The following is an 18778-nucleotide window of genomic DNA, read 5'->3' as shown; positions in this document are numbered from 1 at the left end:
GCCCAGTTGCACCAGTTGCGCGGGCGGGTGGGCCGCGGCAGCGCGGCTTCCGTGTGCGTGCTGCTCTATACGGGCCCGCTCTCGCTCACGGGCCGCGCGCGTTTACAAACCATGCGCGAGACTACCGACGGCTTCGAGATCGCGCGCCGCGACCTCGAAATCCGCGGCCCCGGCGAATTCCTCGGCGCACGCCAGTCGGGCGCGGCGATGCTGCGCTTCGCGAGTCTCGAAAACGACGCCTGGCTTATCGAGCCTGCGCGCGGCGCGGCCGATCGCCTCCTGCACGAATATCCGCACGTCGTCACCCAGCATCTGAACCGCTGGCTCGGTGCGCGCGAACAGTACCTGAAAGCGTGACGGGCGCGGTGCGCGGAACCTCTTCGCGCGAGTTTCGTCTGATCGTTTTTTGATCGTGCCCCGCTTGGGGGCGTTGATTATTGGCGAATCGCCGCCATAGGTGTATAAGTACAAGCTATTGATTCACCATTCCTGATTGCCACTGATGTTCCCCCAATTGGTCCCCCAATGACGCTCACTGAACTGAAATACATTGTCGCTGTCGCCCGCGAGCGCCACTTCGGACGGGCCGCGGAAGCGTGCTTCGTGAGCCAGCCAACGCTTTCTGTCGCCATCAAGAAGCTCGAAGACGAACTGAACGTCCAGATCTTCGAGCGCGGCACGAGCGAGGTGAGCGTGACGCCCATCGGCGAGCAGATCGTGACGCAGGCGCAGCGCGTGCTCGAACAGACGCTCGCCATCAAGGAAATCGCCAAGCAGGGCAAGGATCCGCTCGTCGGGCCGCTGCGCCTTGGCGTGATCTATACGATCGGGCCGTACCTGCTGCCCACGCTCGTCAAGCAGATGATCAAGCGCGTCCCGCAGATGCCGCTCATGCTGCAGGAGAACTACACGCTCAAGCTGATCGAATTGCTTAAGCAGGGCGAAATCGACGTGGCGATCATGGCGCTGCCGTTCCCCGAAACCGGCCTCACACTGCGCCCGCTTTACGACGAGCCGTTCGTCGTGGCGTTGCCCTCGGGCCACGCATGGGAACAGCGCGACAAGATCGACCCGGACGACCTCAAGCAGGAAACCATGCTGCTGCTCGGCAGCGGCCATTGCTTCCGCGACCACGTGCTGGGCGTGTGCCCCGAACTCATGCGCTTCTCGCAGAACGCAGATGGCATCCAGAAGACTTTCGAAGGCTCGTCGCTGGAGACGATTCGCCATATGGTGGCGAGCGGCGTGGGCATTACCGTGCTGCCGCGCATGTCGGTGACCGAGGTGAAGCCGCACGCGGGCGGCGTCGATTCGGGGTTGCTCTCCTACGTGCCGTTCGACGAGCCGGTGCCGGATCGCCGCGTGGTGCTCGCGTGGCGCAAGAGCTTCACGCGCTTGCCGGCGATCGAGGCGATCGTCGACGCGATCAATGCCTGTGACCTGCCGGGTGTGAGGAAGATCGAGGCGTCCGCCGAGGCCGCCTGAGTCTGACTGAGCCTGCCCGAGGCCGCCCGGCCCGAGGATATGCCGCGCCGCGGGCATCGAAGCCGCGCGGCGCGGGTCTTCCCCAATTCTCCCGAGTCCTCCTCCCACGCGGCCTTCGACCGCGTGCATTCCCCTTCATTTAGTTTGCGTCCCAATAAGCTGCGCCTATGCAATAGATTAAGTAAATCAACTTATTGATATCAATAGTCAATGATAAAGTCTCTTCCATCCGATCCCAACCGGAATCAACTGGAGGAAGCGATGCAAACCACCGTCCCGACTACCCCCGCACCCAGCACCCCGGCGCGCGCCGTTTCAGGCTTTCGCACCGTGGCCTTCTCGCTGCTCGTCGACCGCGCGCTGTCTGCTTGACGGCTTGCACCGAACCGCCGCATTTCACCGCATCCCAGAACGTACAAGCCCATAAGGATTCCAGCATGACCGACCGCACTCTCACCTCGGCCGCAGGCGCACCCGTCGTCGACAACCAGAACTCGCTCACCGCCGGCCCGCGCGGTCCCGTGATGCTGCAGGACGTATGGCTCATCGAAAAGCTCGCGCACTTCGACCGCGAGGTGATTCCCGAGCGCCGCGTGCACGCGAAGGGCTCGGGCGCGTTCGGCACGCTCACGGTCACGCACGACATCTCCCGCTATACGAAGGCGAAAGTGTTCGGCGAAGTCGGCAAGGAAACGCCGCTCTTCATCCGCTTCTCGACTGTCGCGGGCGAGCGCGGCGCCGCCGACGCCGAGCGTGACGTGCGCGGCTTCTCGATCAAGTTCTACACGGAAGAGGGGAACTGGGATGTCGTGGGCAACAACACGCCAGTGTTCTTCATTCGCGATCCGCTCAAGTTCCCGGACTTCATCCACACGCAAAAGCGCGATCCGCGCACGAACATGCGCAGCAACGTGGCAGCGTGGGACTTCTGGTCGCGCCACCCGGAGTCGCTCCATCAGGTGACGATCCTCATGAGCGACCGCGGCATTCCGAAGAACTACCGCCAGCAGCACGGCTTCGGCTCGCACACGTTCTCGTTCATCAACGCGGGTAACGAGCGCTTCTACGTGAAGTTCCACTTCAAGTCGGCTCAGGGCGTGGAGAACTACACCGATGCCGAAGCGGCGCAGGTCGTGGCTCAAGACCGCGAATCGGCGCAGCGCGACCTGTATGAAGCGATCGAGACGGGCAACTTCCCGAAGTGGCACTTTCGCATTCAGGTGATGCCCGAGGCCGACGCCGCGAAGGTGCCGTACAACCCGTTCGACATCACGAAGGTGTGGCCGCACAAGGACTATCCGCTCATCGACGTGGGCACGATCGAGCTGAACCGCAACCCGGAGAACTATTTCGCCGATGTGGAGCAGGCGGCGTTCACGCCCGCGAACGTGGTGCCGGGCATTGGCTTTTCGCCGGACCGTCTGCTGCAGGGGCGCCTCTTTTCGTACGGCGACACGCAACGCTATCGCCTGGGCGTCAATCACCACCAGATTCCGGTGAACGCGCCGCGTTGCCCGTTCCACTCGTTTCACCGCGACGGTGCGATGCGCGCCGACGGCAACCTTGGCGGCACCGTGAACTACGAGCCGAGCCGCTTCGGCGAATTCGCCCAGCGTCGCGAGGCCGGGGAGCCGCCGCTCGCGGCGGGCGCGGTCGATCATTACGATCACCGCGAGGACGACGATTACTACAGCCAGCCGGGCGCGCTGTTCCGCTTGTTCGACGAAGGCCAGCGCGAGCGGCTCTTCGCGAACATCGCGCGGCACATTGCCGGCGTGCCAGCGGAAATCGTCCAGCGCCAGATCGAGCACTTGCGCCGCGCCGATCCGGCGTATGCGCAGGGCGTGATCGATGCGATCGCGAAGCTGGCGGAAGTGGCGAAGTAAGCAGGCGAGGCGGGGTTCGGTGTCACGTTGTCGTGATGCCGGGCCGCCCCGAAGCCGGAACAGGCGCATACGCGCAAGGAGCACGATCATGAACCGAACGATGACGATGACCCTCAGGACGATGGCGCCAGGGAAGCCTGCGGCGATGGCGCGCACGCAGCACGCGCAGGGCATGCTGCTCATGCGTCGCGCGGTGGGTTTTGCGATCGTGGCGAGCGGTTTCGCAGCGATTGCGGCGCAAGGCCTCGCACATCTGACAGGGCATTGAGGGCGGGCGGCGCGCATGGGCATACGCAAGGCGCACCCCGTTGGACAGAAGGGCTGGATGACCCGGTTCGTCGATTTTTCCAGGCTACACTGACGGCCGATCGAGCGTTCGTGCGCGCGCCAACAGGCGCATGCGGCGACATTGGATCGTTATGCACGCGTAGGCTCACTGCTACAAAAAGGAGTGGTCATGGCCAAAAAAGCAACCGTACAGCACGTGAACATCGGGATCAGCGACAAGGATCGCAAGAAGATCGCGGAGGGCCTTTCGCGCCTGCTCGCGGACACGTACACGCTGTACCTGAAGACGCACAACTTCCACTGGAACGTCACGGGGCCGATGTTCAACACGCTGCACCTGATGTTCGAGACGCAGTACAACGAGCTCGCACTGGCCGTTGACGCGATCGCCGAGCGCATTCGCGCGCTGGGCGTGCACGCGCCGGGCAGCTACAGGGAATTCGCGAAGCTCTCGTCGATTCCGGAAGCCGACGGCGTGCCGGCCGCGGAAGACATGATCCGCCAGCTGGTGGAAGGCCAGGAAGCCGTGGTCCGCACCGCGCGCGCGATCTTCCCGGCAACGGAAGCGGCCAATGACGAGCCGACCGCCGACCTGCTCACGCAACGCATGCAGACGCACGAAAAGACCGCGTGGATGCTGCGCTCGCTGCTGGCTTGATGTCGACGCGGCGCGGATGCGCCATGCGACAAACGCGATGAAAGGCCCGCCGGACACAACCGGCGGGCTTTTTTTCGCCCGGCGTGCGCCGCGACGCCAGCCAGCCTGATGGGGTATCCCGGGACCGTTTCGCGCCCGCACCGCGCCTCGGGGCGCGGGACGGCTTCGCGCACGGGGCGCACGGCGCGACAGGGCGACAGGGCGACGGCGGGGCGGCGCCCTGGCCTACAATAGCGGGATTGCATTTCGCGCTCCGACCATGTTCGCCCGTCTCCCGCTCTATTTGCGGCTCGTCCGAATGGACAAGCCGATCGGCAGCCTGCTGCTGCTGTGGCCGACGCTCAACGCGCTGTGGATCGCCTCGGGCGGTCATCCGCCGCTCTCTCTGCTGGTCATATTCGTGGTCGGCACCGTGCTGATGCGCTCGGCGGGCTGCGCGATCAACGACTACGCCGACCGCGACTTCGATCGCCACGTGAAGCGCACGGCCGAGCGTCCCATCACCTCGGGCCGTATTCGCGCCTGGGAGGCCGTGGCGATTGCGGCGGCGCTCGCGCTCGTCTCGTTCCTGCTGATCCTGCCGCTGAACGCGCTCACGAAGCAGCTTTCGGTCGTGGCGCTGTTCGTGGCGGCGTCGTATCCGTTCACGAAGCGCTTTTTCGCGATTCCGCAGGCGTATCTGGGCATCGCGTTCGGCTTCGGCATTCCGATGGCGTTCGCAGCCATCCAGGATCACGTGCCGCCGCTCGCGTGGATCATGCTGATCGCGAACGTGTTTTGGTCCGTGGCCTACGACACCGAATACGCGATGGTCGATCGCGACGATGACATCAAGATCGGCATACGCACCTCCGCGCTCACCTTCGGACGCTACGACGTGCTCGCGATCATGCTCTGCTATGCGGCCACGCTCGGCATTTACGTCTGGGTGGGCATGACGCTGGGTTTCGGCTGGCTCTACTGGCTCGGCTGGGCGGCTGCCGTGGGTTGCGCGATCTATCACTACACTCTCATCAAAGACCGCGAGCGGATGCCGTGCTTCGCCGCATTCCGTCACAACAACTGGCTGGGCGGCGCGCTCTTCGTGGGGATCGCCGCGCATTACGCCATGACGGGGCTATAACGGCGATCTCGCCATTTCGAGGCTCATATGAAAAAGCGCCGCGTGCATGCTGCACCCGGCGCTTTTTCTATCTGGACGTCGCGGCAATGAACGCGCCGCCGCGCGCCGCCGCGCCTCACCCGGCTTACTGCTTGCCGAATTCTTCGCCCATTTCCTTCGCGCGCGCCTGTGCCGCGAGCGCGCCCTTGACGATGGCGGCCTTCACGCCCGAGGCGTCGAACGACGCCAGCGCGGCGGCCGTCGTGCCGCCCTTCGAGGTCACGCGCTCGCGCAGCACGGCGGGCGGCTCGTCCGATTGCAGCGCCAGTTGCGCCGCGCCTGCGAACGTGGCGATGGCGAGCGCGCGGCCCTGCTGCTCGTCCATGCCGAGCTGGCGCGCGGCTTCTTCGAGCGCCTCGATGAAATAGAACACGTAGGCCGGCCCGCTGCCCGAGATGCCCGTGACCGCGTCGATCTTCGCTTCTTCGTCGAACCATACCGTTTGACCCACCGCACCCAGCACGTCGGAGGCGAGTTGGCGGCCGGCCGCGTCCACGCCGCTGCTCGCCACGAGGCCGGTTGCGCCCATGCCGATCAGCGCCGGCGTGTTCGGCATCGTGCGCACGACGCGTGCGTGGCCGTTCAGCCAGCGCGAGAGGTCGTCGATGCGAATGCCCGCCATGATGCTGATCACGACCTGATGCGCGCCGAGGTGCGGCGCGAGGCCTTCTGCGACGGCCTTGGCGATTTGCGGCTTCACGGCGAGCAGCACCGCGTCGTAGGACGCGAGCGCGGCGTCCGCGGCGGCGCCGGTGCGCACGCCGAACTGCTCGGCGCTGCGCTTGCGGGCGTCCTCGTTCGGATCGATCGCGTAAAGGTTGTCGGCGGGGACGCCCTTGCGGATCAGGCCGCCGATGAGGGCTGCGGCCATGTTGCCGCCGCCGATGAAGGCAATTTTCATGATGATGGAGTAGGTCGGTGAATCAGTGAGAGTAGTCGCGCGTGCCGAAGATCGCGGTGCCGACGCGCACGATCGTCGCGCCTTCGAGCACCGCGGCTTCGAGGTCGGCCGACATGCCCATCGAGAGCGTGTCGAGCGCGAGGCCGCCCGCGCGCAACGCGTCGAACAGCTCGCGCAACTGGCGGTGCGGCGCGCGCTGCGCCTCGAGCGAGGATTCCGGTTCCGGAATCGACATGAGCCCGCGCAGGCGCAGGTTGGGCAGGGCTGCGATCTGGCGCGCCACCTGCAGCGCCTCGTTCGGGGCGACGCCGCTCTTGCTGGCCTCGCCGCTCACGTTGACCTGCAGGCACACGTTGAGCGGCGCCATGCCGGCCGGACGCTGCGCCGAAAGCCGCTCGGCAATCTTCAGACGATCGACCGAATGGACCCAGTCGAAACGCTCGGCCACGGGGCGCGTCTTGTTGGACTGCAGCGGCCCGATGAAATGCCATTCGATGTTCGCGCGCAGGTCGGCGAGCGCCTCGATCTTGTCCACCGCTTCCTGCACGTAGTTTTCGCCGAACGCGCGCTGGCCGGCGGCATGAACGGCGCGCACGTCCTGCGCGGGAAACGTTTTCGAAACGGCGAGCAGCTCCACGCCCTGCGGGTCGCGGCCGGCATTGCGCGCGGCCGCGGCGATGCGTTCGCGGACGGCTTCGAGATTGTGAGCGAAATCGGTCATCGTGCTTGAGGCGGGCGCGTGAATATGCGCGCACCGTTTTTGGATCCAAAACGAATCAGAACGACGCCATTATACGGACTGCGCCGAGCGCGAAGAACTGGCCAGAAAGGCTATGCCGATTGGCCGAGTGTTGGCGCTCGGCCCGTTTCGCTACGCTGGTTCCGTTTCGAACCCCTCGTGCGGCACGTCGCACAGGGGCTCCCGTTCGATCAATTCGCCGCCAGCATATGTTCGACCAGTTCAATCCAGTGCGTGACCGGGATCGCCGTACCGCTTTGCAGGTGCGTGATGCAGCCTATGTTGGCCGAGACGATCAATTGCGGTTCGAGCGCCTGCAGCCGGCTCACCTTCTGGTTGCGCAGCGTGTAGGAAAGGCGCGGCTGCATGATCGAATAAGTGCCGGCGGAGCCGCAGCAAAGATGGCTGTCGGCGGGCAGGCGCACGTCGAGGCCGAGCGCGGTGAGGAGTTTTTCCACGCCGCCGCGCAGTTGCTGGCCGTGCTGCAGCGTGCAGGGCGGGTGCCAGGCCACCGTCTTGATGCCGCGCCGCCGCGTGGCCGCCACGAGCTGCTCCTCGAACGCGGGCAGCAACTCGGAAAGGTCGCGCGTGAGTTCGACCACGCGGCGCGCCTTGTCCGCATAGGCCGGATCGTCGCGCAGCAGGTGCGCGTATTCCTTCACCGTCGCGCCGCAGCCCGAGGCGTTCATCACGATCGCCTCCACGCCTTGCTCAATATAGGGCCACCAGGCGTCGATGTTCGCGCGCACGTCGGCGAGCGCGTCGTCCACGTAGCCCAGATGCAGACGGATCGCTCCGCAGCAGCCCGATTGCGGCGCCACGATCGTTTCGATGCCGAGCGCATCCAGTACGCGCGCGGTGGCGATGTTGATGTTGGGCATCATCGAGGGCTGCACGCAGCCCTGCAGCATCAGCATTTTGCGCGCGTGCTTCGCTGTGGGCCACGCGAGCGGGCGCTGGCGCACCGGCACCTTGTCGCGCAGGCGCCTCGGCAGCAGCGGGCGTACCTGCTGGCCAATCCGCATGGCCGGCGTGAAGAGGGCGCGGCGAGGCAGCAGGGCCGCCAGCAGGCGGCGCAGCAGGCGCTGGCGCAGCGGCCGTTGCACCATCTTCTCGGCGTGCTTGCGGCCTATTTCGACGAGCCGCCCGTACTGCACGCCCGAGGGGCAGGTGGTCTCGCAACTGCGGCAAGTGAGGCAGCGGTCCAGGTGCGTGAGCGTGCTCTTCGTGACCGGTGCGCCTTCCACCATCTGCTTCATGAGATAGATGCGCCCGCGCGGGCCGTCCAGTTCGTCGCCGAGCAGCTGATAAGTCGGGCAGGTCGCGGTGCAGAAGCCGCAATGCACGCACTTGCGCAGGATCGCATCGGCTTCGTCGCCGTCGGGAGTGTTGCGAATGAAGTCCGCGAGGTTCGTCTGCATCGCCGCGTGAGAGTTTCGTCAGAAGTCGGAATACAGCCGGCCGCGATTGAAGATGCCGGCCGGGTCGAAGGCGGCCTTCAGGCCGCGATGGATCTTCATCAGCGGCGCGGGCAAGGGCGTGAACACCCCCGCGCTGCGGTCGTAGTCGCGACCGGTGCGGAACATCGTGGCGTGGCCGCCGGCCTGCTTCGCGCTGATGCGCACCGTTTGCGCGTCGGTTTCGGTGATCCACCAGCGCTGCGCGCCACCCCACTCCATGAGTTGTGCGCCGGGCAATTGCAGGGGCTCGGCGATCGAGGGCAGCGCGAGCCGCCACAGCGCTTCGTTGGGCGCGATCGAGGCAAAGAACGGATCGGTCTGCTCGCGCAAGCCGGCCCAGAAGCGTTCGGCCTCGACCGCATCCACCACTTCTCCGCCCAGGCTCGCGCGCGCCGTTTTCACGGCCGCTTCCGCGCCGGCGAGGCGCACCGCGAGCGTGCCGTTGCGCCAGGCGCTCGCCGTCATCGGCAGCGGGCGGCCGCCCCATTCGTTGAGCTTGCGCACGGCGTCGCTGCCGTTCATGTCGAACTTGAGCGTGGTTTCGGCCTGCGGCGCGGGCAGCACCTTCACGGAGAGTTCCAGCAGCAGGCCGAGTGTGCCGAGCGACCCCGCCATGAGCCGCGAGACATCGTAGCCCGCCACGTTCTTCACGACCTGGCCGCCGAAATGCAGCGCCTCGCCGTGGCCGTTCATCAACACGGCGCCCAGCACGAAGTCCCGCGCCGCGCCTGCGCTCGCGCGCCGCGGTCCCGCGATGCCCGCCGCGATGCAGCCGCCGAACGTCGCTTGCGCGCCAAAGTGCGGCGGCTCGAATGCGAGCATCTGGCCGTGCGCCGCGAGCGCCGCTTCGATCTCCGCGAGCGGCGTACCGGCGCGCGCCGTGATCACGAGCTCGGCCGGGTCGTAGGCAATGATGCCGCGGTGCGCGCGTGTGTCGAGTATCTCGCCTTCGAGCGACTGGCCGTACCAGTCCTTCGTGCCTCCGCCGCGAATGCGCAGCGCGCGTCCGTCGGCGCTCGCTGCACGAATGCGCTCGGACCAGTCCGAGACGATGTCATCCTCTTCCATGTCGTGATGGTCGCGCTCGTTCGTTATAGGGTTCGCTCGATTGTACTGAGCGAACCTGTGCTGGCAAGCCGGAGCCGACCCGCATGCCGCTCACGCGAAACGCATGGTCGTGCCACGGCGTGCTGCAGTGTGTTTCCGCACGCTTCAGAAACGCGGCAACTCGGGGTGCGGCAGGAGATTCCCGCGCACATGCATGCGGCCGTACTCGGCGCAGCGCGCGCGTGTGGGAATGCCCTTGTCGGGGTTGAGCAGCCTGGCCGGATCGAACGCGTGCTTCACCGCGTGAAATGCGTCGCGCTCCTGCGGCGAGAATTGCACGCACATCGAGTTGATCTTCTCGATGCCCACGCCGTGTTCACCCGTCACCGTGCCCCCCAGCTCGACACAGGTCTCGAGGATGTCCGAGCCGAAGGCCTCGGCGCGGTGCCATTCATCGAGGTCGTTGCCGTTAAAGAGTATGAGCGGATGCATGTTGCCGTCGCCCGCATGGAACACGTTGATGCAGCGCAGCCCATACTGCTTCTCCATCTCGTGGATGCGTGCGAGCAGCGGCCCGATGGCGCGCCTTGGCACGGTGCCGTCCATGCAGTAGTAGTCGGGCGAGATGCGGCCCGCCGCCGGAAACGCGTTCTTGCGCCCCGACCAGAAGCGCAGTCGCTCTTCCTCGGTGCGCGAGATCTGGATGCGCGTGGCGCCATGCTCGCGCAGCACGGCGGTCGTGCGCGCGATCTCGTCGGCGACCTCTTCGGGCGTGCCGTCGGCTTCGCACAGCAGGATCGCGGCGGCGTCGAGGTCGTAGCCCGCGTTCACGAATTCCTCCACGGCGCGCGTGGCCGGCTTGTCCATCATCTCGAGCCCCGCCGGAATGATGCCCGAAGCGATGATGCCCGCCACGGCGTCGCCGCCCTTCACGACGTCGTCGAAGCTCGCCATGATCACCTGCGCCATCTGCGGGCGCGGAATCAGCTTGACCGTGACCTCGGTCACGATGGCGAACATGCCTTCGCTGCCGATCATCACGGCGAGCAGATCGAGCCCCGGCGCGTCGGGCGCGAGCGAGCCGAACTCGACGATCTCGCCATCCATCGTCACGGCCCGCACGCGCAGCACGTTATGCACGGTGAGGCCGTACTTGAGGCAATGCACGCCGCCCGAATTCTCGGAGACATTGCCGCCTATCGTGCAGGCGATCTGCGAAGAGGGGTCGGGCGCATAGTAGAGCCCGAACGGCGCCGCCGCCTCGGACACCGCGAGATTGCGCACGCCGGGCTGCACGGTGGCCGTGCGCGCGTAGGGATCGACTTCGAGAATGCGCTTGAAGCGTGCGAGCGAAAGCACGATGCCGTGGCGTATCGGCATGGCGCCGCCGGAGAGGCCGGTGCCCGCGCCGCGCGGCACGACCGGCACGTCGAGGCGCCGGCATATCTGCACGATGCGCTGCACCTGCGACTCGGTTTCCGGCAGCGCCACGGCGAGCGGCAAGCGCCGGTAGGCGGCCAGGCCGTCGCACTCGTAGGCGACGGTGTCCTCTTCGCGATGCAGCAGGCAGTGAGCCGGCAGCACTGCCATCAGCGCCTGGACCACCTCGCGCTGGCGTTGCGCGAGTGCTTCCGGGCTCAGGTCGGGCAATTTCCCGTCCGGTGCGTTCATCTCTCCTCCCGCATGTTCGTCTTGCCGCCTGGCGCATCTTGCGTGTGCTCCGGCGGCGCATGGCGCGCGCCGTATCTCACCGGCGCGCCCAGCGCGCAAAGTTCATCCAGCGAACGTTACGCCGCCCAGTTGAAGATCTTGCCCGGGTTCATCAGATTTTGCGGATCGAGCGCATGTTTGATCGCGCGCATCGTGTCGATGGTATCCGCGCCGTGTTCTTCCACGAGGAAGTCCATTTTGTGCAGGCCCACGCCGTGCTCGCCCGTGCAGGTGCCGTCCATCGCGATCGCGCGTTGCACGATGCGGCGATTCAGGCGCTCGGCTTCGTCGATTTCCTCCGGCTTGTCCGGATCGATCAGGATCGCCACGTGGAAGTTGCCGTCGCCCACGTGGCCGACGATCGGGCAGGGCAGCGGCGAAGCCTTGAGATCGGCCTCGGTCTCCACTACGCATTCGGCGAGGCGCGAAATCGGCACGCACACGTCGGTCGTCACGGCGCGGCAGCCGGGCTTCAACTGCAGCATCGCGAAGTAGGCGTTATGGCGCGCGTTCCACAGGCGGCTGCGGTCTTCGGGGCGCGTCGCCCATTCGAAGCCCTCGCCGCCGTGCTGCGCGGCGATCTCCTGAACGGTCTGCGCCTGTTCCTCGACGCCCGCCGGGGTGCCGTGGAATTCGAAGAAGAGCGTGTGCTTCTCGTGCAGCGTGAGGTTCGAATGCTTGTTGAGCGCACGCACCGCGAGCGAGTCGATGAACTCCACGCGCGCGATCGGCACGCCCATCTGGATCGTTTCGATCACCGTGCGCACGGCCTCGGCCATCGAGGGGAACGCGCACACCGCCGCCGAGACCGCCTCGGGCTGCGGGTAGAGCCGCACCGTGATTTCGGTGATCACGCCGAGCGTGCCTTCCGAGCCCACGAACAGGCGCGTGAGGTCGTAGCCCGCCGACGACTTGCGCGCGCGCGTGCCGGTCTTGATGACGCGGCCGTCCGCGAGCACGGCCGTGAGGCCGAGCACGTTCTCGCGCATCGTGCCGTAGCGCACGGCGTTGGTGCCCGAGGCGCGCGTGGCCGACATGCCGCCGATACTCGCGTCGGCGCCCGGATCGATCGGGAAGAAGAGGCCCGTGTCGCGCAGCGCTTCATTGAGCTGCTTGCGCGAGATGCCGGGCTCGACGGTGACGGTGAGGTCTTCGGCGTTGATCGAGATCACGCGGTTCATCTGCGAAAGGTCGATCGAGACGCCGCCCTGCACGGCCAGCAAGTGGCCTTCGAGCGACGAGCCGTTGCCATACGGGATGATCGGCACGCCGTAGCGCGCGCACAGTTTGACCACACTCTGGACTTCCTCGGTGTGGCGCACGAACACGACGGCGTCGGGCAGTTGCGGGTCGAAGGGCGATTCGTCGCGGCCATGGTGGGCGCGCACGGCTTCGGAGGTGGAGACGCGTTCGCCGAAGGCGCTGCGCAATTGATCGAGGAGCTCGGCGGGGAACGGACGGCGTGCGATTGCCGGCGGCGCGGGGTGATTCACGCGAGTGTCTCCTTTGTCTGTATGAAACGTGATTTCTGGCGCGGACCATTCTACGCTGAACGTCCGCGAGCGCGCGGCGCTCCCCGCATGCTGCAGCGCACGAAACCTATAATGGCCGCCGCGCCCACGCCTGAAGCCGCAAACCTGAAACGGGCGAGGCGCGCAAGCCATGCGCGACCCGCGCCAATCCACCGCCTCGGAGGGGTACATCATGGGCAATCGCCTGAGCAAGATCGCCACACGCACCGGCGACGACGGGTCGACCGGACTCGGCGACGGCAGCCGCGTGCGCAAGGACGACGCGCGCATCGCCGCGATCGGCGACGTCGACGAACTGAATTCGCAGATCGGCGTGTTGCTGTGCGAGTCGCTTCCCGACGACGTGCGCGAAGCGCTCGTCGCGATCCAGCACGACCTGTTCGATCTGGGCGGCGAGCTTTGCATGCCGGGCCACACGCTCGTCACGGATGATCACCTGGCGCGCCTCGATGCCTGGCTCGCGCACTACAACGCCACGCTGCCACCGCTCAAGGAGTTCATCTTGCCGGGCGGCTCGCGTGCTGCCGCGCTGGCCCATGTTTGCCGCACCGTGTGCCGGCGCGCCGAGCGCGCGATCGTCGCGCTCGGCGCTGCGGCGAGTTCTGGGCCGCCGCTCGCCGACACCCCGCGCCGCTACGTGAACCGGCTCTCCGATCTGCTCTTCGTGCTCGCACGCGTACTGAACCGCGCGGCGGCCGGCAGCGACGTGCTCTGGCGGCACGACCGTGGCGCTGGCAAGGGGGCGGCCAAGTAAAGAGGGATCGAATGCGCCAGGAGACTGGCGCAAGCTGTGGAGTTTTTCAACCGTAGCGCATCGGCGCCATGACAGCCCGACCGTCGCAGCCTGATAACAAGGCCCGACCTTGGCAGCCGAACCTTGGTAGCCCGACACCGCAGCCCGACACCGCAGCCCGACACCGCAGCCCGACATGGCAGCCCCATGGCGGCATCGAAATAGTCCTTATCCCGCGGTGCACCAGTTGGCTTCACAAGCCCGGTGGCGCCCACCCGCCGCGGCTCTATGTGGAGCGCAATCCGGAAAATGCTGGGGTGCGACAAAATGCCCAGGTCGGTGCCCGACATGAAAGATGTATCGTTAATGCATCTTTACAAAGGAGAAGCTGCATGACTGCGCTCACCGCCGACCAGATGGCCCGCGTCAAGGCCACTGCCCCCGTTTTCGCCGAGCACGGCGCCACGATCACGAAGCACTTCTACAAGCGGATGTTCGCCGCGCACCCCGAGCTCAAGAACATCTTCAACCAGACGCACCAGCAAAGCGGCAGCCAGCCCGAAACCCTCGCGCGCGCCGTGTACGCGTACGCGGCGAACATCGACAATCTCGGCGCGCTCGGCGGCGCGGTCACGCATATTGCGCACAAGCATGCGAGCCTCAACATCCGTCCGGAGCACTATCCGATCGTCGGGCGTCATCTGCTCGGCGCGGTCGTGGACGTGCTCGGCGACGCCGTGGATCAGCCCACGCTCGACGCCTGGACCGTCGCCTATGAGCAGCTCGCTAACATCATGATCGGCACCGAGGCGAAGCTCTATGAGCAGGCCTCGTGGAGCGGCTTCCGCCCGTTCAAGGTGATTCGCAAGCACGTGGAGAGCGACGAGATCACCTCGTTCTATCTCGCGCCGGCCGACGGCGCCCCGGCTGGCGGCTTCGAGCCGGGCCAGTACGTGAGCGTGACGCGCTTCGTCGACAAGCTCGGCGTCGACCAGCCGCGCCAGTACAGCCTCTCGGACGCCCCGCACGGCAAATGGCTGCGTATCTCCGTCAAGCGCGAGGCCGCACGCGGCGAGGCGCAAGCGGGGCACGTGTCGAACCTCATGCACGACGGCGTGGAAGAGGGCGCGGTCGTGCACGTGAGCGCGCCGATGGGCGAATTCAAGCTCGATCGCAAGCTGGCGAGCCCGGTCGTGCTGATGAGCGGCGGCGTGGGCATCACGCCGATGACGTCGATGCTCGCCACGCTGCTCGCCGAGCGCAGCGAGCGCAAGGTGACCTTCGTGCACGCCTGCCGCAACGCGCGCGTGCACGCTTTCCGCGACTGGCTGCGCAGCATGGCCGCCGGGCATGCGAACGTCAGGTGCGCGGTGTTCTACGAGGAAGTGGGCGCGCAGGACCGCGCAGGCGTGGACTACGATTTCGAAGGCCGTATCGATATCGGCCGCATCGAGCAGGACGTGATGCTGCACGGCGCCGATTACTACCTGTGCGGACCGGTGGCGTTCATGCGCGAGCAGCGCGAGGCGCTTCTTGCGCGCGGTGTCGATGCGTCGCGCATCCACACGGAGATCTTCGGCTCCGGCATGCTGTAACGAGCCAAACCGGGCAGGCGGCACGGGCCGCATGAACACGACGCCGCGCTCCACGCGCGGCGTTTTGCATGTCTTTCGTACTCCCTACGTTTTCCGGCAGGGGCCGGAAGACCGGCCGCCCGCGCCGCATCACTCGCCCGAGGCGCGCCGGTTTACCGCGCGATACCCCGACGGCGAAATCGACAGCCTGCGCCGGAAGATCCGCGCAAGCCGCTCGCCGCGCGGCACGCCGCAGCGTTGCGCGATTTCGTCGATCGGCAGGTTGGTTTGCGCGAGTAGAAGGCAGCTCGCGTCGAGCCGCGTGCGCAGCAGGTATTCGGAGGGTGTGAGGCCCGTGTGCGTCTTGAAGTGGCGCAGGAAGTTGCGCATGCTCATCTGCGCGACGCGTGCCGCGTCGGCGACCGAGATCGGCTGGTGGTAGTTCTCGCGCAGCCAGTGCGCGGCCGAGCTGATCTTGCCGTTCGCGCTGTCCGATTCGCCGTCGTCGAGCATGGGGCCGAGCCGCTCCCACGAGCCCGGCATCGAGTCCTCGGAAACACGCTGCGCGAGCGCCACGCCGTGATTGCGCTTGACGACCTTGAGCGCCGCGACCAGCGCTTCCGAAGGTGTCACGACCGAAGCGCCCGCGTTGCGCGCCTCGAGCGCGCGGCGCAGCCGCTGCGCCGAGGCAGCCGTATTGCCGCTGCCGCGCAGGAACGGCACGTCGGCGGCGGCGAGCACCGCGCGTCCCTCGCCGAGCGCGCGGATGATGCGCACCTTCGGCGCGAGCGCCTGCAGCCGGGCGATGAGCCGCGCGTTCTCGCGCGCCTGCATCGCGCCAGGGCCGCCTGCGATGAAAAGGGTGTCGAAGCCGCTGCGCAGCGGTCCGTGCAGGCTCTCGGTCCAGATACGCAAGCCGCAGCCGCTCGCCACATTGCCGCCTGCCTCGGAGAGCATCACGAGCGAATAAGCGGGGAGCGTGTCGGCACAGGCATCGTTCGCAAGACGAAATACGTCGGCGAGCAGGGTCACGTCCCCAAGCGGGAACCCTTCGAAAACCAGTATGCCGATGCGTTTGGCCACGTGTCCGAACTTGAAGTGAGCGCCGCGCTGGAGAGCGGCTTGCCGGCAGACCACCCGATCGATGTGCATAGCCGGTTCCTCGCGCAGGAAAGGATTCGCAGGAGTGCGTTGCGTTTTTGCGTCGCGCGCCCCGATGCGGCTCATGTGCGCGTTCACATCACGCTTTCGGGATTCATGATAGGCCCGTCGCCGTGGCTGCCGCACGGCACAGTCGGAAAATGCAGAGATGTTGGCAGAATGGCTCGATATGCGCTGGTTAAGCTGGCCCGGCGTCCCTCAGCGCCACATCAGGGCCTGTTCACGTCGATAACGGATCCATTGCAAAGGGCCTGGCTGTGCGAACCACCGAACCCGCGAACTCCCGCGAGACACGAGACGACGATGATAAAAGTGCGCAAGGCTGTCTTTCCGGTTGCGGGTCTCGGCACGCGCTTTCTGCCGGCCACGAAAGCAAGTCCCAAGGAGATGCTGCCGGTCGTCGACAAGCCGCTCATTCAGTACGCGGTCGAAGAGGCGGTGGCCGCGGGCATCACCGAGCTGATCTTCGTGACGGGGCGCGGCAAGCGCGCCATCGAAGACCATTTCGACAAGTCCTATGAGATCGAGCGCGAGCTCAAGGCGCGCGGCAAGGCGGCGCTGCTCGAAACCGTGCAGGGCATCAAGCCCGCTCACGTCGAATGCACGTTCGTGCGCCAGCCCGAACCGCTGGGCCTGGGCCACGCGGTGCTGTGCGCGCAGAAGATCATCGGCGACGAGCCGTTCGCCGTGCTGCTCGCCGACGATCTCATCGACGCCGATCCGCCCGTGCTCGCGCAGATGCTCGAGCGCTTCGATCACTACCATTGCTCCCTCGTCGCCGTCGAGGACATCGAGCGCGAGCACTCGCGCTCGTATGGTGTCGTGACGGGCCGGCGCTGGGACGAGCATGTGTTTCGCATGTCGCGCATCGTCGAGAAGCCCGCGCCCGACGACGCGCCTTCGACGCTCGGGGTCGTGGGCCGCTATGTGCTGATGCCCGGAATCTTCGAGCATTTGCGCCGCCTCGATCCCGCGCCAGGCGAGGAGTGGCAACTGAGCGACGCGATCCAGTCGCTGCTCGCCGATGAGCAGGTGCTCGCATATCGATACAGCGGATGCCGTTTCGATTGCGGCAGCAAGCTCGGCTATCTGCAGGCGTGCGTCGATTACGCGCTGCGCCACCCGGAGGTGCGCGACGCGTTCGCGGCGTGGCTGCGCGCGCGCGAGGGATGCAACGCGCCACGCGCCGGCAGCGCGACGCCCGGGCGCTTCATGACCGATGACACAGGCGATGACAACGCCGTTAGCAAGCGGGATAACGCGCCCAATGGCATGGCGACTAGCACGCCGATTACCGCACCGATTGGCACGCCGATTAGCACGCCCAATCACATGCCCAATCGCGCGCCTGCCCAAGCCAAATCGACATACGTGCCGCTCGCCAACGCAACTACGCTGGACTGAGCCCTTCATTCACGCCACGCAAAGGCCACGCAAAGGCCACGCAAAGCGCTGCCCTCGCGTGCCTCGCGAAGAACATTGCAGCGCGATCCGCGCGCGTCCCGTGGTTCGGTCCTGGGCCTGTTTTCAATGTGCGCAGGCTCTAGCGAAAGTAGTCCTTCGTGTTCTTGTGCACGTCCTCGCGCACGATCAGTTCCTCGGGCCACAGCCACGCATACTGGCTGTGCTGGTCGAAGCGCCCGACCGGCGCCGCGCTATCCAGCATGAACGCATAGGCGAGCACGACATAATGCGTGCCGATGCCGTTCTCCGCAGCGAAATTGTCCGGATACAGGTGCTCGTACACGCCCACGAAGCGCGCGGCCGAGCGCTGCATGCTCGCGATGCCGAGTTCGGTTTCGACGATGCGCGTGAACGCGGCGTCTAGACGCTCGTCCTTGCGGATGCGCCCGCCCGGCACGAACCAGGTGCCGCGCGCCGGGCGATTGCGTCGCTGGCCCACGAGCACGCGGCCATCGGCGTCGGCGACGATCAGATCGATCGCGACGAGCGGTGCGAGCCGCACAACCTCGAGAAATTCGGTAGGCGACAGCATGGATAAGCGTATCCGTGGGGTCGGTCGTGTCTAGCGATGCTCGGGGGCGCAGCCGCTGAACACGCGCCGCGTATTACGCATGCGACGCGTTCAACAGCAGTCTAGGCGGGTCAAATTCGCGTTGCACTGTCCAGAGCCGCCTAAGTCTCGCTATCGTGGGCCAAGATGCGAGTGGAAGGGTGAGGCGGGGCAGTGCGCGAAGCGGGCGATTGTGCATCCAGCGGCGAGCATCGAGCGGGGTGGGCGGCAGGGCGCGATCGCGCACTCAAGGCGAGGGCGCGACATAGCCCGCGGGCGTCGTCGCATTCGCCTTGATCACGGCCGCGTTGTCCGACACCACATACACGGGCGACTCGGTCAGGCGCAACGGCAGCATGCCGTCGCTGTAGGTCATCGTCGTCGGGTTGCCCATCATGTCGAATACGCTCACCTCGCCCGAGCGTCCG

16 protein-coding genes and 2 pseudogenes are annotated in these 18778 nt (G+C 66.4%); 9 read left to right on the top strand and 9 right to left on the bottom strand.

Going from position 1 to position 18778, the window contains the following annotated elements; all coding sequences use genetic code 11:
• The 6 genes and pseudogenes from VMJ11_RS13025 to ubiA all read left to right on the top strand — a co-directional run.
• Positions 1–357, top strand: a pseudogene (locus VMJ11_RS13025) (ATP-dependent DNA helicase RecG); the annotation flags it as partial.
• 168 nt (positions 358–525) lie between these two features.
• Positions 526–1485 carry a LysR substrate-binding domain-containing protein gene (locus VMJ11_RS13020; protein WP_325619814.1) on the top strand — a complete coding sequence of 320 codons (960 nt, stop codon included), beginning with the start codon at positions 526–528 and terminating at the stop codon, positions 1483–1485.
• A 437-nt stretch (positions 1486–1922) separates the two neighbouring features.
• Positions 1923–3371, top strand: a complete 1449-nt coding sequence (locus VMJ11_RS13015; protein WP_325619813.1) for a catalase — start codon at positions 1923–1925, stop codon at positions 3369–3371.
• Positions 3372–3459: 88 nt separating this feature from the next.
• Positions 3460–3639: a hypothetical protein gene (locus tag VMJ11_RS13010; protein ID WP_325619812.1), complete on the top strand. Its 180-nt coding sequence runs from the start codon at positions 3460–3462 to the stop codon at positions 3637–3639.
• A gap of 189 nt (positions 3640–3828) precedes the next feature.
• On the top strand, positions 3829–4317 hold the full coding sequence (locus VMJ11_RS13005; RefSeq protein ID WP_325619811.1) for a Dps family protein: 489 nt from the start codon (positions 3829–3831) through the stop codon (positions 4315–4317).
• Positions 4318–4576: 259 nt separating this feature from the next.
• Positions 4577–5440 (top strand): 4-hydroxybenzoate octaprenyltransferase, encoded by an 864-nt coding sequence (ubiA, locus tag VMJ11_RS13000; RefSeq protein WP_325619810.1) that lies wholly within the window; start codon positions 4577–4579, stop codon positions 5438–5440.
• A 124-nt stretch (positions 5441–5564) separates the two neighbouring features.
• Here ubiA and proC read toward each other — a convergent pair whose 3' ends face one another.
• The 6 genes from proC to VMJ11_RS12970 form a co-directional block, all read right to left on the bottom strand.
• Entirely contained in the window at positions 5565–6380 is an 816-nt protein-coding gene (proC, locus tag VMJ11_RS12995; RefSeq protein WP_325619809.1) for a pyrroline-5-carboxylate reductase, read from the bottom strand.
• A 22-nt stretch (positions 6381–6402) separates the two neighbouring features.
• Positions 6403–7101: a YggS family pyridoxal phosphate-dependent enzyme gene (locus VMJ11_RS12990; RefSeq protein WP_325619808.1), complete on the bottom strand. Its 699-nt coding sequence runs from the start codon at positions 7099–7101 to the stop codon at positions 6403–6405.
• Positions 7102–7310: 209 nt separating this feature from the next.
• Positions 7311–8540, bottom strand: coding sequence for a glycolate oxidase subunit GlcF (gene glcF / locus VMJ11_RS12985; protein ID WP_325619807.1), 1230 nt, complete (start codon positions 8538–8540; stop codon positions 7311–7313).
• Between the two features lie 18 nt (positions 8541–8558).
• On the bottom strand, positions 8559–9647 hold the full coding sequence (glcE, locus tag VMJ11_RS12980) for a glycolate oxidase subunit GlcE (protein WP_325619806.1): 1089 nt from the start codon (positions 9645–9647) through the stop codon (positions 8559–8561).
• A 144-nt stretch (positions 9648–9791) separates the two neighbouring features.
• Positions 9792–11297, bottom strand: coding sequence for an FAD-linked oxidase C-terminal domain-containing protein (locus VMJ11_RS12975; protein ID WP_325619805.1), 1506 nt, complete (start codon positions 11295–11297; stop codon positions 9792–9794).
• A gap of 116 nt (positions 11298–11413) precedes the next feature.
• Positions 11414–12829 (bottom strand): FAD-binding oxidoreductase, encoded by a 1416-nt coding sequence (locus VMJ11_RS12970; RefSeq protein ID WP_325619804.1) that lies wholly within the window; start codon positions 12827–12829, stop codon positions 11414–11416.
• 211 nt (positions 12830–13040) lie between these two features.
• Here VMJ11_RS12970 and VMJ11_RS12965 point away from each other — a divergent pair, with 211 nt between their 5' ends.
• Together VMJ11_RS12965 and hmpA are read left to right on the top strand one after the other, a co-directional pair.
• Positions 13041–13622 carry a cob(I)yrinic acid a,c-diamide adenosyltransferase gene (locus tag VMJ11_RS12965; RefSeq protein WP_325619815.1) on the top strand — a complete coding sequence of 194 codons (582 nt, stop codon included), beginning with the start codon at positions 13041–13043 and terminating at the stop codon, positions 13620–13622.
• A 68-nt stretch (positions 13623–13690) separates the two neighbouring features.
• A complete protein-coding gene (gene hmpA / locus VMJ11_RS12960; protein WP_325619803.1) occupies positions 13691–15196 on the top strand; it encodes an NO-inducible flavohemoprotein in 1506 nt (501 codons plus the stop codon).
• A gap of 129 nt (positions 15197–15325) precedes the next feature.
• On the opposite strand, the gene VMJ11_RS12955 is transcribed toward hmpA, so the two are convergent.
• Positions 15326–16327 carry a GlxA family transcriptional regulator gene (locus tag VMJ11_RS12955; RefSeq protein WP_325619802.1) on the bottom strand — a complete coding sequence of 334 codons (1002 nt, stop codon included), beginning with the start codon at positions 16325–16327 and terminating at the stop codon, positions 15326–15328.
• A gap of 312 nt (positions 16328–16639) precedes the next feature.
• On the opposite strand from VMJ11_RS12955, the pseudogene galU reads away from it, so the two are divergent.
• Positions 16640–17500 (top strand): annotated as a pseudogene (galU, locus tag VMJ11_RS12950) (UTP--glucose-1-phosphate uridylyltransferase GalU); the annotation flags it as partial.
• Positions 17501–17879: 379 nt separating this feature from the next.
• On the opposite strand, the gene VMJ11_RS12945 reads toward galU, so the two are convergent.
• Both VMJ11_RS12945 and VMJ11_RS12940 read right to left on the bottom strand, forming a co-directional pair.
• Positions 17880–18332, bottom strand: a complete 453-nt coding sequence (locus VMJ11_RS12945; RefSeq protein WP_325619801.1) for a GDP-mannose mannosyl hydrolase — start codon at positions 18330–18332, stop codon at positions 17880–17882.
• 265 nt (positions 18333–18597) lie between these two features.
• On the bottom strand, positions 18598–18778 hold a 181-nt coding region (locus VMJ11_RS12940; protein WP_325619800.1), incomplete at its 5' end, for a hypothetical protein.

This window comes from Paraburkholderia sp. (assembly GCF_035501035.1).
Lineage (GTDB): Bacteria > Pseudomonadota > Gammaproteobacteria > Burkholderiales > Burkholderiaceae > Paraburkholderia.
The sequence above is the reverse complement of the archived record's forward strand: the minus strand, read 5'-3'. Positions and strand labels throughout refer to the sequence as shown.

What these genes read in the sequence shown, in the direction of transcription:
- VMJ11_RS13020 (WP_325619814.1), top strand. Translation starts at nt 526, where the DNA reads ATGACGCTCACTGAACTGAAATACATTGTCGCTGTCGCCCGCGAGCGC.
- VMJ11_RS13015 (WP_325619813.1), top strand. Translation starts at nt 1,923, where the DNA reads ATGACCGACCGCACTCTCACCTCGGCCGCAGGCGCACCCGTCGTCGAC.
- VMJ11_RS13010 (WP_325619812.1), top strand. Translation starts at nt 3,460, where the DNA reads ATGAACCGAACGATGACGATGACCCTCAGGACGATGGCGCCAGGGAAG.
- VMJ11_RS13005 (WP_325619811.1), top strand. Translation starts at nt 3,829, where the DNA reads ATGGCCAAAAAAGCAACCGTACAGCACGTGAACATCGGGATCAGCGAC.
- ubiA (WP_325619810.1), top strand. Translation starts at nt 4,577, where the DNA reads ATGTTCGCCCGTCTCCCGCTCTATTTGCGGCTCGTCCGAATGGACAAG.
- proC (WP_325619809.1), bottom strand. Translation starts at nt 6,380, where the DNA reads ATGAAAATTGCCTTCATCGGCGGCGGCAACATGGCCGCAGCCCTCATC.
- VMJ11_RS12990 (WP_325619808.1), bottom strand. Translation starts at nt 7,101, where the DNA reads ATGACCGATTTCGCTCACAATCTCGAAGCCGTCCGCGAACGCATCGCC.
- glcF (WP_325619807.1), bottom strand. Translation starts at nt 8,540, where the DNA reads ATGCAGACGAACCTCGCGGACTTCATTCGCAACACTCCCGACGGCGAC.
- glcE (WP_325619806.1), bottom strand. Translation starts at nt 9,647, where the DNA reads ATGGAAGAGGATGACATCGTCTCGGACTGGTCCGAGCGCATTCGTGCA.
- VMJ11_RS12975 (WP_325619805.1), bottom strand. Translation starts at nt 11,297, where the DNA reads ATGAACGCACCGGACGGGAAATTGCCCGACCTGAGCCCGGAAGCACTC.
- VMJ11_RS12965 (WP_325619815.1), top strand. Translation starts at nt 13,041, where the DNA reads ATGGGCAATCGCCTGAGCAAGATCGCCACACGCACCGGCGACGACGGG.
- hmpA (WP_325619803.1), top strand. Translation starts at nt 13,691, where the DNA reads ATGACAGCCCGACCGTCGCAGCCTGATAACAAGGCCCGACCTTGGCAG.
- VMJ11_RS12955 (WP_325619802.1), bottom strand. Translation starts at nt 16,327, where the DNA reads ATGCACATCGATCGGGTGGTCTGCCGGCAAGCCGCTCTCCAGCGCGGC.
- VMJ11_RS12945 (WP_325619801.1), bottom strand. Translation starts at nt 18,332, where the DNA reads ATGCTGTCGCCTACCGAATTTCTCGAGGTTGTGCGGCTCGCACCGCTC.